At 68.5% G+C, this 14,094-nt stretch carries 7 protein-coding genes; 4 read left to right on the top strand and 3 right to left on the bottom strand.

All coding sequences use genetic code 11. The annotated features are described in order from the left end of the window. Positions 1-5 precede the first annotated feature (5 nt). Positions 6-1,106, bottom strand: coding sequence for a DNA polymerase IV (gene dinB, locus ACFOPO_RS11795; protein ID WP_386703429.1), 1,101 nt, complete (start codon positions 1,104-1,106; stop codon positions 6-8). A gap of 96 nt (positions 1,107-1,202) precedes the next feature. On the opposite strand from dinB, the gene ACFOPO_RS11790 reads away from it, so the two are divergent. After that, positions 1,203-3,920 carry a bifunctional acetate--CoA ligase family protein/GNAT family N-acetyltransferase gene (locus ACFOPO_RS11790; protein WP_386703428.1) on the top strand — a complete coding sequence of 906 codons (2,718 nt, stop codon included), beginning with the start codon at positions 1,203-1,205 and terminating at the stop codon, positions 3,918-3,920. Here the strand turns inward: ACFOPO_RS11790 and ACFOPO_RS11785 are convergent. Next, positions 3,899-5,296: a GntP family permease gene (locus ACFOPO_RS11785; RefSeq protein WP_386703427.1), complete on the bottom strand. Its 1,398-nt coding sequence runs from the start codon at positions 5,294-5,296 to the stop codon at positions 3,899-3,901. The two genes, ACFOPO_RS11790 and ACFOPO_RS11785, sit on opposite strands and share 22 nt — an antisense overlap. Positions 5,297-5,604: 308 nt before the next feature. Here ACFOPO_RS11785 and ACFOPO_RS11780 point away from each other — a divergent pair, with 308 nt between their 5' ends. Together ACFOPO_RS11780 and ACFOPO_RS11775 are read left to right on the top strand one after the other, a co-directional pair. After that, positions 5,605-7,842, top strand: coding sequence for a TonB-dependent receptor (locus tag ACFOPO_RS11780; protein ID WP_386703426.1), 2,238 nt, complete (start codon positions 5,605-5,607; stop codon positions 7,840-7,842). Between the two features lie 119 nt (positions 7,843-7,961). Further along, entirely contained in the window at positions 7,962-11,297 is a 3,336-nt protein-coding gene (locus ACFOPO_RS11775; RefSeq protein ID WP_386703425.1) for a PAS-domain containing protein, read from the top strand. A gap of 130 nt (positions 11,298-11,427) precedes the next feature. Here the strand turns inward: ACFOPO_RS11775 and ACFOPO_RS11770 are convergent, their stop codons facing one another. Next, positions 11,428-12,090: a response regulator gene (locus ACFOPO_RS11770; RefSeq protein ID WP_386703424.1), complete on the bottom strand. Its 663-nt coding sequence runs from the start codon at positions 12,088-12,090 to the stop codon at positions 11,428-11,430. 96 nt (positions 12,091-12,186) lie between these two features. On the opposite strand from ACFOPO_RS11770, the gene ACFOPO_RS11765 reads away from it, so the two are divergent. Then, a complete protein-coding gene (locus ACFOPO_RS11765) occupies positions 12,187-14,004 on the top strand; it encodes a 3-hydroxybutyrate oligomer hydrolase family protein (RefSeq protein ID WP_386703423.1) in 1,818 nt (605 codons plus the stop codon). Positions 14,005-14,094: the final 90 nt, after the last annotated feature.

Genomic DNA, 14,094 nt, shown 5'->3' with positions numbered 1-14,094 from the left:
GGCAGCTAGGCCTGATGCTCCGCGAACAGGTCACTCTGCGCATCGGCTTCGTCGCGATCGGCGAAGCCGGAAAGACCGACGCCGACGAGCCGGTACTTGGTGCGCGCCGGCAGCGCCACGCGCGCGCGAAGGTCGCAGGCGATCTGCGTCAGCTCCTGCACTGAAGACGGCGGCTCCGCTGGCGTCAGGCTGCGCGTGAGGATGCGGAAGTCCGAGGTCTTGAGCTTGAGCACCACCGTGCGCGCGATGCGCGAATCGTCGCGGGCGATTTCGCGCTGGTAGCCCTCCCAGGTCTTCGTCGCCAGCCGCTCGATGTGCGGTGCCAGTTCCTCGATCGGCAGGTCGCGCTCGAACGTGTCCTCGGACGAGATCTGCAGCGTTGGCCGCTCGGGCTGTACCGGGTTGTCGTCGATGCCGAAAGACAGTTCATGCAGGCGTCGTCCCCATCGACCGAAGTGCTGCTCCAGCACGGCAAGGCCGAGCGTGCGCAGGTCGGCAACGGTGGCGATGCCGAGCTCGGCCAGGCGCTGCTCGCTGACCTTGCCCACGCCCGGCAGTCGCCCGACCGGCAATGGCGCCAGGAAGCTCTCGACCTGGTGCGGGCGAACCACGAACAAGCCATCGGGCTTGCGCCAGTCGGAGGCGATCTTGGCCACGAACTTGTTGGGCGCGACCCCGGCCGAAGCGGTCAGGTGGGTTTCCTCGCGAATGGCCGTGCGGATCGCTTCCGCCGTTTCGGTCGCCGTGGCCATGCCGCTGCGGGTGCTGGTGACGTCGAGGTAGGCCTCGTCCAGCGACAACGGCTCGATCAGGTCGGTATGGCGGGCGAAGATCTCCCGGACCTGTCGCGACACGGCCTTGTAACGCACGAAGTCCGGCGGCACGAACACCGCCTGCGGGCACAGGCGCTCGGCGCGGACCGCCGGCATGGCCGAACGCACCCCGAACTTGCGCGCCTCGTAGCTGGCGGCACAGACCACCGAGCGTGCTCCGCGCCAGGCCACGACCACCGGCCGTCCGCGCAGGGAGGGGTCGTCGCGCTGCTCGACCGACGCGTAGAAGGCGTCCATGTCGACGTGGAGGATCTTGCGGGTTGGGGCGGACACAGCGGCGGGCGCGTGGCCGCTGTGGGACGGCCTGTTAGTTAAAATACTAACGCCGTGCGAAGCCATTGACCAGTCGGCCGGCTATCGTAAGGCGCAATGAGCACCTATCGACTCCAATCGGTCTTCAGCCCGGCCTCGGTCGCCGTCGTCGGCGGCAGCACGCGCGAGCAGTCGGCGGGCAGGGCGGTGCTGCGCAACCTGGTCGAGGGCGGGTTCGCTGGCCAGATCGGACTGGTCAACCCGAACTTCGCCGAGATCGAAGGCGTTGCCTCGGTGTCGCGAATCAGGGACCTCGCGTGGACGCCGGAACTGGTGGTGATCGCAGCCCCGCATTCTCTCGTGCCCAGGTTCGCCATCGCCGCCGCGGAAAAAGGCGCGTCGGCGGCCGTCGTGCTCAACACCGGCATGGGGCAGGGTGCGCAGTCGCCGGCGGCGGAACTGGCCAGCGTCGCGCGGGCGCACGGCCTTCGCATCGTCGGGCCCAATTCGCTGGGCATCCTCGCGCCACATGCACGCCTGAATGCCAGCTTCGCCGGGCACGCAGCGTTGCCGGGCGACCTCGCCGTGATCTCGCAATCGGCCGCGATCGCCGCGGCCTTGGTGGAGTGGGGAGCGCGCCGATCGGTGGGATTCTCGGCGGTTGCCTCGCTCGGCGATGCGCTCGATGTCGACTTCGCCGATCTGCTCGATTTCTTCGCGCGCGATCGTTATACGCGGGCGATCCTGCTTTACGTCGAGTCCATCCGGGACGCGCGCAAGTTCCTTTCCGCGGCGCGCGCGGCGGCACGATTGAAGCCGGTCGTGGTGGTCAAGTCAGACCGGCATTCGCAACGTGCGACCGATGTGCGCACGCATTCGGCGGCGCTGGCGACGCCCGATGCGGTCTATGCGGCAGCGTTCCATCGCGCCGGCATGCTGCGCGTGAGCGCCCTGGATGAGCTGTTCGCCGCGGCCGAAACGCTGGGGCGGACCCACACCTTCCCGGGCCGCCGCCTGGCGATCTTCGCCAACGGCCGCGGCACCGGCATGCTCGCCGCCGATCGCCTGGTCGACATGGGCGGCACGCTCGCCGCGTTGTCCGAACAGACCGTGCAGCGTCTCGAACCGCTGGCCTCGTCGGTGTGGCCGCGCAGCAACCCGGTCGACATCAATGGCGATGCCGACAATGCCGCCTACAGCGAAGCCATCGGCGCGCTGCTGGCCGATCCCGGCAACGATGCCGTGCTGGCCCTGAATGTCCCGACGGCGCTGATTGGCGCCGACAGCCGTGCGCAGGCGCTGGCCGAGGCGAAGGCATTGGCGATGAAGTCCGGTGGCCGCAAGCCGGTGTTCGCGGTGTGGCTGGGCAAGGACGAGAACGCCACCGCGCGGCTGAATGCCGCGCGGATCCCGACCTATGCGACCGAAGCCGACGCCGTGCGCGGTTTCATGTACCTCGTGCGCCATCGCGAGGCGCAACAGGCGCTGATGGAGACGCCCCCCAGCATGCCCGACGACCTGGTGGTCGACACCGACACCGCGCGCACGGTGATCGAAGCCGCACTGGGCGCGGGGAGGTCCTGGCTCGACCCGATGGAAGTAGCGCGGGTGCTGGGCGCCTACGGGATCGCCATCACGCCGACCTTGCCGGCAGCGGATGCGGATGACGCCGTGCGCGTGTCCGCGCCGCTGCTGGCCGAAGGCACGCCTGTCGCGGTCAAGATCCTGTCGCCCCACATCAGCCACAAGTCGGATGTGGACGGCGTGCGCCTGAACCTGTTCACCGCGCAGGCGGTGCACGATGCGGCCCGGGAAATCCTGCAACGCGCACGCGACGCCCGTCCCGATGCGCGCATCGAAGGTGTGACGGTCCAGCCGATGGTGACACGGCCGCGTGCGCGCGAACTGATCATCGGCATGGTCGACGACGACACGTTCGGACCGGTGATCGTGTTCGGTCGCGGCGGTACCGCGGTCGAGGTGATAGACGACAAGGCGCTGGCGTTGCCGCCGCTGGACCTTCGCCTGGCACACGAGATGATCGGCCGCACCCGCGTGTCGCGCATCCTCAAGGCGTACCGCGATGTGCCCGCCGCCGACGAGCGCGCGGTGGCCATGACGCTGGTGAAGCTGGCGCAGCTGGTGGCCGATATTCCGCAGATCCTCGCGGTCGACATCAACCCGCTGCTGGCCGACCGCGACGGCGTCATCGCCGTCGACGCCCGCATCGGCCTGTCACCTTCGCGCACGCTGCACAAAGGCCCCGGCCACCCGCGGTTCGCGATCCGGCCCTATCCGAAGGAATGGGAGCGCACGCTCGAACTGTCCGACGGCAGTGCAGCGTTCCTGCGACCGGTGCGGCCGGAGGATGACGAGTTGTTCCGACGTTTCTTCACCAAGGTGACGGACGAAGACCTGCGCCTGCGATTCTTCCAGACCATCCGCCATTTCAGCCACGAGTTCATCGCCCAGCTGACCCAGCTCGACTACGCCCGCTCGATTGCACTGGTGGCCATCGACCCGGACGACGGCGAGATGCTCGGTGCGGTGCGCCTGCATGCCGACGCCAACTACGACCACGGCGAGTACGGCATCCTGGTGCGCTCGGACCTCAAGGGGCAGGGCCTGGGCTGGCGCCTGATGCAGACGATCATCGAATACGCGCGCTGGCTGGGCCTGCGCTCGATCGAGGGCGAGGTGCTGCAGGAGAACCGCACCATGCTCGACATGTGCCGGCGACTGGGCTTCACCACGACCACCAATCCGGACGATACGACGGTGGTGACGGTGTCACTGCCGATCGAACAGCCCGATCAGACCAGTCCGGTCGCGTAGAACGTCCCGATCACCACGAAAACCGCGGCGGTCTTGATCAGCGTGATGGCGAAGATGTCCTTGTAGGCCTGGCGATGCGACAGGCCCGTCACCGCCAGCAGGGTGATCACCGCGCCGTTGTGCGGCAGCGTGTCCATGCCGCCCGACGCCATCGCGGCGACGCGATGCAGCACTTCCATGGGTATGCCGGCCGCATTGGCATTGGCGATGAAGGTGTCGGCCATGGCCGCCAGGGCGATGCTCATGCCGCCCGACGCCGAGCCGGTGATGCCGGCCAGCGCGGTGACGGTCACCGCTTCGTTGACCAGCGGATTGGGGATGGCGGCCAGAGCATTGGCCACGACCAGGAAACCGGGCAGGGCGGCGATCACCGCGCCAAAGCCATACTCCGATGCGGTGTTCATCGCCGCCAGCAATGCACCACCGATGGCCGACTTGCTGCTTTCGGCGAAGCTCGCCACCACCGGCTTCCAGGCGAACGCGAGCACGGTGACGATGCCGACCAGCAGCGCTCCCTGCACGGCCCAGATCGCCGCGACCTTGGACACCTCTTGCACCACCGGCGTGGCACTGCCGATCACCGCGGGATCGAAGCTGTGCGCTTCGCCATAGAAGCGCGGGATGGCCACGGTCAGCAGTTTGTTGACCACGCCGACCAGGACCAGCGGCAGGATCGCGATCGCCGGGTGCGCGAGGGTGCCGCCGGCGAACGGTGCAGGTTCGTTGAGCAGCTGGTCGCCGTAGCCTTCGCCGGCCGCCAGCGCGGCACGGCGCCGCCAGTCGAGGTAGAGCAGGCCGACGGCAACGATGAACACTGCGCCTATCGTGCCCAGCCATGGCGCCGCCCAGGTGTTGGTACCGAAGAACGTGGTCGGGATGATGTTCTGGATCTGCGGTGTGCCCGGCAGCGCATCCATGGTGAAAGTGAAGGCACCCAGCGCGATCGTGCCGGGGATCAGCCGCTTGGGGATGTCGCTCTGACGGAACAGTTCGGCGGCAAACGGGTACACCGCGAACACCACCACGAACAGCGACACGCCGCCGTAGGTCAGCAGCGCGCACACCACCACGATCGACAGCATCGCCCGGCCGGCGCCGAACAGGCGGATGGTCGCGGCGACAATCGCCTTGGAGAACCCCGACAGCTCGATCAGCTTGCCGAACACCGCACCGAGCAGGAACACCGGGAAGTACAGCTTCAGGAAGCCGACCATCTTGTCCATGAACAAGCCGGTGAACATCGGCGCAACCAGCGAAGGATCGGTCAACAGCACCGCGCCGAGCGCGGCGACCGGCGCAAACAGGATCACGCTGTAGCCGCGGTAGGCCACGAACATCAGAAAGCACAGTGCGGCCAGCACGATCAGAAATGCCATGTACGTCCCCGGTACGGATTTTTGGATTCGTCATCCCCGCGCAGGCGGGTATCCATGGACGTTGAGTGCCGGCGCTGAGCACCGACCACCCCTGGATTCCCGCCTTCGCGGGAATGACGAACAAGTGCGGATGACGACAGAGTCTCGGCCCGTGCGGCCCGGGCCGGCATTGTCCGAAGGTACAGCAGCGCCGGCAGGCGCCCGGACCTAGGCTTGCCAGCATGACGGGGGAGGGCCCGTCGGTCATTTCGCTTCCGGCACCCGCCGGGCCGCGGCCAACGATTTGGGACTGGGGAGAGAGCGTCACCATGAATCGCAGCAACAGAAGCAGCCTGAGCATCGCCATTGCCTTCGCCTTGCTGGCGCCGGCCGCCTTCGCCCAGGAAACCACGGCCCCGGCCCCGGCCGGCGAAGCGCAGGCCACCACGCTCGGCGGCGTCACCGTCACCGCGCGAAAGCGCGAGGAGACGCTGCAGGAAGTGCCGGTCGCCGTCACCGCATTCACCGCCGACGCCCTCGACAAGCTCAACATCGAGGACCTCAGCGACCTCGACGGCCAGGTGCCCAACCTGACCATCTACGCCGCGCGCGGCTCCAGCAGCACGATCACCGCCTACATCCGCGGCGTCGGCCAGTCCGATCCGCTGTGGGGAGTCGATCCGGGTGTGGGCATGTACATGGACGACGTCTACATCGCCCGCCCGCAGGGCGCGCTGCTGGACGTGTTCGACGTCGAGCGCATCGAAGTGCTGCGCGGCCCGCAGGGCACGCTGTACGGCAAAAACACGATTGGTGGTGCGATCAAGTACATTTCGCGCGGCCTGCCGGTCGCGCCGGAAGGCCAGGTCTCGGTCACCGTCGGCAACTACAACCAGCTCGACGTGAAGGCCTCGCTCGGCGCTTCGGTGGGCGACGGTGCGCTGCGTGGTCGCATCGCGGTAGGCAGCTTCAACCGTGATGGCTACGGCGACAACCTGTTCAGTGGCCAGGAAGTCAGCGACAAGGAAATCCTCGCGCTGCGCGGCCAGCTCGGCGCCTACATCAGCGACGACCTCAACGTGCAGTTCGCCTATGACTGGATGGACGACCAGTCCGGTGTGCGCGGCGCCAAGATGCTGGCGCCGAACCGGTTCGCGCCGGGCTTCCTGCCGCTGGACAGCCGCTACGACATCCGCAGTGGCATGCCCAACATCAACGACACCTCGATGAAGGGCGCCTCGGCAACGGTCAACTGGCGCATCAACGAGGACTGGGGCTTCAAGTACATCCTGGCCAAGCGCGAGTCCGACACCGAGACCAACATCGACTTCGACACCTTGCCCAACAAGGTGGCCGACGTGAAGGCGTTCTACGCCGACGAGCAGATCACCAATGAACTGCAGGTCAACTACGATGCCGGCGGCCGTTCCCGCGGCGTGATCGGCCTGTACTCGTTCGATGGCGAGGCCGGCGGCCAGGTCCTCAACAACTTCTTCAACCTGTCGTTCGGCGACACCCAGGGCACGGTCTATACCGATGCAGTGGCGCTGTATGCGGACTGGACGTTCGACCTGACCGACAAGCTCAAGCTCGACCTGGGCGCGCGCTACACCGACGAGAAGAAGCACGCGGTGGTGCTCAACCGCTGCTACACCAACGCGAACTTCGATACCCTGGCGGTGCGCTGCGCCGCCAACAACCCGACCCCGATCGCGGCCAACTTCGACAAGCGCATCGGCTTCGAGAACACCTCGCCGAAGATCTCGCTGGATTACCAGGTCACGCCCGACATCATGGTCTACGGCCTGGCGTCGCGTGGCTTCAAGTCGGGTGGCTTCAACATCCGCGCGCAGGCCACGGCGGTGCCGCGGTCGGCGGAACCGTTCGACGACGAGTCGGTCGACAGCTACGAGATCGGCAGCAAGATGGCGTTCCTCAACCAGACGCTGTTCCTGAACCTGGCGGCGTTCCACAACAAGTACGAGGACATCCAGCTGTCGGTGTTCACCTCCTACGACAGCAACGGCGACGGCACCAACGATGCCTTCTTCGGCGACTTCACCAACGCCGGCCAGGGCACGGTGGAGGGCGTGGAAGTCGAGTACCAGTGGCTGCCGACGCAGAACTGGCTGATCAGCGGCAACCTGGCCTGGCTCGATGCGAAGTACGACGAGTTCATCTACGCCGGTGTCAACATCGCCGACGAGCAGGAGTTCACCAATGCTCCGGACTTCTCCGGCGCGATCAACGTCGAGTACCGCACCGATCTGTCCAACGGCGGCAATCTGTCGGCGCGCGTGGGTTACAGCTACCAGAGCGACGTGGTCGCCACGACCGAGATCGTCCGCACCGGCGCGCTGCCGATCACGCAGGACGGTTACGGGCTGGTCAATGCCGGCGTGATCTGGCGCATCGACGATGCCTGGTCGCTGTCGCTGCAGGGCACCAACCTGGCCGACAAGGAGTACCGCACCACCGGCTACAACCTCAACGCTGCACTGGGTGTGCTGACCGGCTTCTACGGTCCGCCGCGCCAGTACACGCTGTCGGCGCGGTACGACTTCTGACGCCGCTTTCACCGTCATCCCGGCGAAAGCCGGGATCCAGTGTCGAAGCGTCAGCCTCCGAGGTGCCCTGACCTCAGGGCCCTCGGCTATCCTCCAGTGATGCACCCCGCCACCACCCCATGCTGAGCTTCGCCGCGGTCGCCCTGGCCAGCCTGGCCTGGCTGGCGCTGATGTTCGGCACGGCGCTCTACGCCGAGCGCCGGCCGACGGTGTTGGCGCGGCACTGGGGCCATGTCTACGCACTGTCGTTGGCGGTGCACTGCACCTCGTGGACCTTCTACGGCACGGTCACCCAGGCCGCGCGCTACGGTTGGCCGCTGCCGCCGACGTTCCTGGGCGCGATCGTGCTGTATGCCGTCGCCATCGCCTTCATGATCCGGCTGGTGCAGCTGGCGCGGGAAACCAACGCGACCTCGCTGGCCGACCTGATCGCCACGCGCCTGGGCAAGGACGCGTGGCTCGCCGCCACCGTCACCCTGGTGGCCGCTCTTGGACTGATCCCGTACATCGCCTTGCAGCTCAAGGCCGTGGCGATGAGTTTCGCCATGCTCACCACGCACAGCGGCGAGGTCGCGCCCACGCCGGCGTGGCAGGACAGCGCGCTGTACGTGGCGCTGGCGATGGCCCTGTTCGCGATGCTGTTCGGCACCCGCCGCGCCAGTGCGGCCGAGCACAATCGCGGCCTGGTGCTGGCGATGGCGTTCGAGTCGGTGTTCAAGCTGGCGGCCATGCTGGCGCTGGGACTGTTCGTCTGGTGGGGGCTGGGCGATTTGCCTGCAGCCCCGGCGATGGCGCCGCCGCCGCGCTCGGCCGATGGCTTCGCGCCGCTGGTGCTGCTCGGCGCGCTGGCGATGTTCATCCTGCCGCACCAGTTCCATGTCGGCGTGGTCGAGTGCCGCGACGAGCGCGACGTGCGCACCGCGCGCTGGCAGTTTCCGCTGTACCTGGTGCTGATCGCGCTGCCGGTGCTGCCGCTGGCGAAGGCCGGCCAGTCACTGCTCGCTGGCAGCGGCGTGCCGTCGGACCTCTACGTGCTGGCGCTGCCGCTGGCGCAGGAACACGAAGGCCTGGCGCTGTTCGCCTTCCTCGGCGGCCTGAGTGCGGCGACCGGCATGGTCGTGGTCAGCACGCTCACGCTCAGCCTGATGATCGGCAACCACTGGTTCGCGCCCGGGCTGTTGCGCGGTTCGTGGTCGCGCAACGACGGCAGCGACCTGCGCGGCAGCGTGCTGGCGCTGCGTCGCGCCGGCATCGTGGTGATCATGTTGCTGGCCTGGGCCTACAGCCGCCTGATCGCCGGCAACGATGCGCTGGCCGACGTCGGCGCGGTGTCGTTCTCGGCGCTGGCGACGCTGGCGCCGGCGCTGTGCTTCGCGGTGTGGCGACCACAGACGCCGGCACGCGCCGCGGTCATGGGAATAGCCGCCGGTTTCGCTGCATGGGCCTGGGTGTTGCTGCTGCCGATGACGATGCAGCTGCGCGGCATCACCGCGCCGTGGCTCGACAGCGGCCCGCTCGGGCTGCACTGGCTGGCCCCGGATGCGCTGTTCGGCCTGACCGGCTGGAGCCGCCTCGGCCGGGCCGTCGGCGCCAGCCTGTTCGTCGGCACGCTGGCCACGGTGCTGGCCGCACTGTGGCGCCGCGAGACCCCGGACCGTGCCCATCGCGGCCTCGACGTGAGGACACTGCGCAACGCCGGCCTGCGATTCCTGCCGCGCGAACGCGTGATGCAGTTGCTGCAGGGCGTACCCGCCGGCGAGCCGGTGGCCGCGCTGATCGAAGAACGGATCGAACGCGAACTGGCCGCGGTGCTGGGTTCAGCGTCGGCGCGTGTGCTGCTGGATGCGGCGCGAAGGGCGAGCGGGCACGAGCTCGACACCGTCGCGGCGATCGTCGGCGAGGCCTCGGCCGACCTGCGCTTCAACCAGCGCGTGCTGGAAGCGGCGCTGCAGAACATGAGCCAGGGCATCAGCGTGGTCGACGCGCAGTTGCGGCTGGTGGCGTGGAACCGTCGCTATGTCGAGTTGTTCGGCTTCCCGCCGGAACTGCTTCAGGTTGGCCGGCCGATTGCCGAGCTGTCGCGCTGGGCCTTGCAGCGGATGCCGCCGCAGGGCGACCTCGAACGTGCCCTCGAGCGGCGCCTGGGCTTCATGCGCGCCGGTACCGCGCACCTGTCCGAGCGCGTGCTGCACGACGGCAGCATCATCGAAATCCGCGGCAACCCGATGCCCGGCGGCGGCTTCGTTGCGACCTTCACCGATGTCACCGCGTTCCGTCGTGCCGAGGCCGGGTTGATCATGGCCAACGAAACGCTGGAGCAACGCGTCGTCGAGCGCACCACCGACCTGGAAGTGGCCAAGCGCGACGCCGAGCGTGCCAACGAAGCCAAGAGCCGCTTCCTGGCCGCGATCGGCCACGACCTGATGCAGCCGCTGCATGCGGCGCAACTGTTCACCGATGCGCTGTCGCAGCAGTTGCACGAGCCGCGCCAGCGCGAAACCGTGGTGCAGATCGGCGGCGCGCTGGATTCGACCAGCGACCTGCTCACCGGCCTGCTCGACATGTCGCGGCTGGAGGCGGGCGGCCTGGTGCCGCAGCCGCGTCCGTTCCCGCTGGCCGAGGTGCTTGAACCGCTGGCTTCGGAATTCCGCGCGATCTCGGCCGCGCGTGGCCTCGAGTTCGGCTTCGTCGCCAGCCGCGCCTGGGCGCACACCGACCCGCAGCTATTGCGCCGCGTGTTGCAGAACTTCCTTGCCAACGCGGTGAGATATACCGAGCGCGGTGGCGTGGTGCTGGGCGTGCGCCGCGACGGCGACGGATGGCGCATCGAAGTGCACGACAGCGGCCCGGGCATCGCTGCAAGCCAGCAGACGGCGATCTTCGAGGAATTCCGTCGTGGCGAGGATGCGCCGGGGCAGGGGCTCGGTCTGGGCTTGTCGATCGCCGAACGCATCGCGCAATTGCTTGATGCGCCACTGGGCCTCCGCAGCCAGCTTGGCCGCGGCACGGTGTTCACGGTACGCGTGCGCAGCGCTCCGCGGCCGGTACTGGCGTCGACCGCGCCCAACGCGGATGCGGCGTTGCGGGTGCTGGTGGTGGACAACGATCCCCAGGCGATGTCCGCCCTGGCCGCCGTGCTGCAAGGCTGGGGCTTCGACGTCGTCACCGCGCGCAATGGCGTCGAGGCCGAAGCGGCGCTGCAGCGCGGGCCGGCCTCGCTGTGGTTGTTCGACTATCACCTCGATGATGGCGACACCGGCGTGGCGCTGGCGGAGCGGCTGGAATTGCAGTTCGGTGCGCGACCGACGTTGATCCTCAGCGCCGATCGCGGAGACGTCGTGCGTCGCGCGGTGGAAGAAGCGGGGCTGTCGCTGCTCGCCAAGCCGGTGAAGCCGTTGGCGTTGAAGTCGGTGCTCGATCGCGCCCTTGCTGCTCGCGAAGTGGCGTTGTCGTAGGTCGTCCCGGGTGCGCTGCGCTTACCCGGGCTACGACGACTCCTGGCCTTCCCGGGTGTGCTGCGCTTACCCGGGCTACACGGCCTCGTAGCCCGGGTAAGCGCAGCGCACCCGGGGAAACACGCTCGCCTCAAGCCATCTGCCGAGCCGGATCCGACAGCTCCAGTTCCCGCAGCACCACGCTGGCCTGCGTGCGATTACGCACCCCCAGTCGTTCAAATATCGCCGACAAATGCGCCTTCACCGTCCGCTCCTGCACGACCAGCCGGTCGGCGATCTGCTTGTTGAGCAAGCCCTGCGCAACCAGCGTCAACACCCGGAACTGCTGCGGCGACAAGCTCGCCAGGCGTGCCGCCAGGTCGGCATCACCGCTGTCGCTCTGCGTGCGCGCCACCGCTGCGCGCAGCGTCGCCGGCAGCCACTGCTCGCAGGCGAGGACGGCACGGATGGCATCGCGCAGTTCGTCCAGTCCGGCGCTCTTGGGCAGGTACCCCGCGGCGCCATGATCCAGGGCGCGCCGCACCACGCGCGGGTCGTCGTTGGCAGATACCACCACCACCGCCACACCCGGATGCTGGGCGCGGATCGCGGCCAGTCCGGCCAGGCCGTGGTTGCCGGGCATGTGCAGGTCGAGCAGGACCAGGTCGACACCGGAATCGGCATCGAGCGCAGCCAGCACGCCATCGAGATGGCCGGCTTCGAGGATCTCGGCGCCAGCGACAGCCTCCATGGCCGCCTGCCGCAGGGCAGCCCGGAACAACGGATGGTCGTCGGCGATCAGCAGGGTGGGCATCGCCGCTAGCCTAGCAAGTGCGCGCACCTGCGTGTCGGGCCCGGCGTGGTACGAAAGTACGATGGGCGCCGCGACTGGCCTTGCTAGTCTGCGACGATGACCACGCGACCCGCTCGACTCGTCCTCGCCGGCGCCATTCTCACCCTGGCCGCTGCCTGTTCCACGTCCACCCCGCGCAGCAAGACGGAGGCCGCGCCGATGTTCTCCGCATTGCGCATGACCGAGCACCGCGGCAGCGACGATCTGCTCAGCGCCGGCCTCGGCCTGGCCGGGCTGCGCGCGATGGCGCCGCCGGCGTTCGCCGATGTCGAGCATCCCACGGCTCCCGAGCTTCGCCGCCGCGCGCTATGGAGCAACTGGCGCGGCATCGCCGACCTCGCACCGGGTGGCGGCTATGGCGATCTCTACGGCAGCACCGCCAGCGTCCCCGGCCGCGAATACAGCGCGTTTGCCACGGTCGCCGGCGCGAGCCAGCCGCACCGCGTGCTGGTGCAGGTGCCCGACAGCTTCGACACCGGCAAGCGCTGCGTGGTGGTGACGGCGTCCTCCGGGTCGCGCGGCATCTACGGTGCGATCGCCGTCGCCGGCGCCTGGGGCCTGCCCAAGGGCTGCGCCGTGGCGTACACCGACAAAGGCGCCGGCACCGACTATTTCGACCTCGACGCAGGGCAGGGGGCCCGCGCCGACGGCACCGCCGGCACGCGCGGCGACGGCCTCGCCTTCGAGCCGGTGACCTCGGCATCGACCGGCGTGGCATTCAAGCACGCGCACTCGCGCGACAACCCCGAGGCCGACTGGGGCCGGCACGTGAAGCAGGCCGCGCAGTTCGCGCTGCAATCGCTCGACAGCGCCTTCCCGCAGTCCGCGCCCTTCACCTTCGGCAACACCCGCGTGATCGCCGTCGGAATCTCCAACGGCGGTGGCGCGGTGTTGCGTGCGGCAGAGCTGGATGGCGACTGGCTCGATGCGGTCGTCGCCGGCGAACCCAACATCGAGTCCGGAGGCGAGGGCAGCCGCCCGCTGTACGACTTCACGACCGAGGCCGCGCTGCTGATGCCATGCGCGCTTTTGCACATGCAGAACCTGCCGCAGCCACCGCTGACGGCCCAGGTTGCGCCGCTGTGGACGCAGCGCTGCGCCGCGCTCAAGTCGAGCGGGCTGATCGATGGTGCCGACAGCGCGACGCAGGCGAAATCCGCGTATGACACCCTCAGATCACATGGCTGGAGCGACGAGGCGCTGCGCGCAGGTGCGCTGTCCGTGGGCTTCGACCTGTGGCGCGCGGTCGCGGTGACCTACGCATCGGCCTACGGCCGATATGCCGTGGGTGAGATGCCCTGCGGCAATCTCTACAGCGCACTCAACGCGGATTTCAGCCCGCGCGCCGCGACCGCTGCCGAGCGCGCCGCGTGGTGGTCCGACGCCAGCGGCATCCCGCCGGGTGCGGGCGTCAATCTGATCGAAGCCAATCCGACCTCGCCGCTGACGACGCTGCAATGCCTGAGGACGTTGTGGACGGGCGACTCCGCCGATGCACAACGCGTGCGCAAGGGCATCGCCGAAACGCGCGCCGGCCTGCCGCGCAAGGGACTGCCGGTGGTGGTCATCCACGGCAGCGACGACGGCCTGGTGCCGCCGGCATTCACCAGCGCGCCATACGTGAAACAGGCGCAGGCCGCAGGCCGCGACGTGCGCTACTGGCAGGTGCGCAACGCCCAGCACTTCGATGCGTTCCTTGGACTACCCGACTACGGTGCGCGCTACGTGCCGCTGTTGCCGTACGTGTACGCGGCGCTGGACCGGGTCAGCGCGCAGCTGGACGGCCACGGCGCGCTGCCGGCCGACGTAGTGATCGCCACCACGCCACGCGCCGGCAAGCCGCTGGAGGCCTCGAACCTGGCCATGCCGCGCTGAGGCGGCCTCGCGGCAGCGACCGGGCAGCACGGAATCCAACAAGGCTCTTGCCGCCTTAACGTCCGATTTGGCACGCTGGCAGGCCTTGAT

Origin of the sequence: Lysobacter sp. GCM10012299, assembly GCF_042649405.1 — a bacterium.
Taxonomy (GTDB): Bacteria; Pseudomonadota; Gammaproteobacteria; order Xanthomonadales; family Xanthomonadaceae; genus Lysobacter_J.
Note: the sequence above shows the minus strand (reverse complement) of the source record. Positions and strands in the feature narration are given on the sequence as shown.

Coding starts and splice junctions, on each gene's coding strand:
- ACFOPO_RS11775 (WP_386703425.1), top strand. CDS start 7,962: ATGCTGAGCTTCGCCGCGGTCGCCCTGGCCAGCCTGGCCTGGCTGGCG.
- ACFOPO_RS11785 (WP_386703427.1), bottom strand. CDS start 5,296: ATGGCATTTCTGATCGTGCTGGCCGCACTGTGCTTTCTGATGTTCGTG.
- ACFOPO_RS11770 (WP_386703424.1), bottom strand. CDS start 12,090: ATGCCCACCCTGCTGATCGCCGACGACCATCCGTTGTTCCGGGCTGCC.
- ACFOPO_RS11765 (WP_386703423.1), top strand. CDS start 12,187: ATGACCACGCGACCCGCTCGACTCGTCCTCGCCGGCGCCATTCTCACC.
- ACFOPO_RS11790 (WP_386703428.1), top strand. CDS start 1,203: ATGAGCACCTATCGACTCCAATCGGTCTTCAGCCCGGCCTCGGTCGCC.
- ACFOPO_RS11780 (WP_386703426.1), top strand. CDS start 5,605: ATGAATCGCAGCAACAGAAGCAGCCTGAGCATCGCCATTGCCTTCGCC.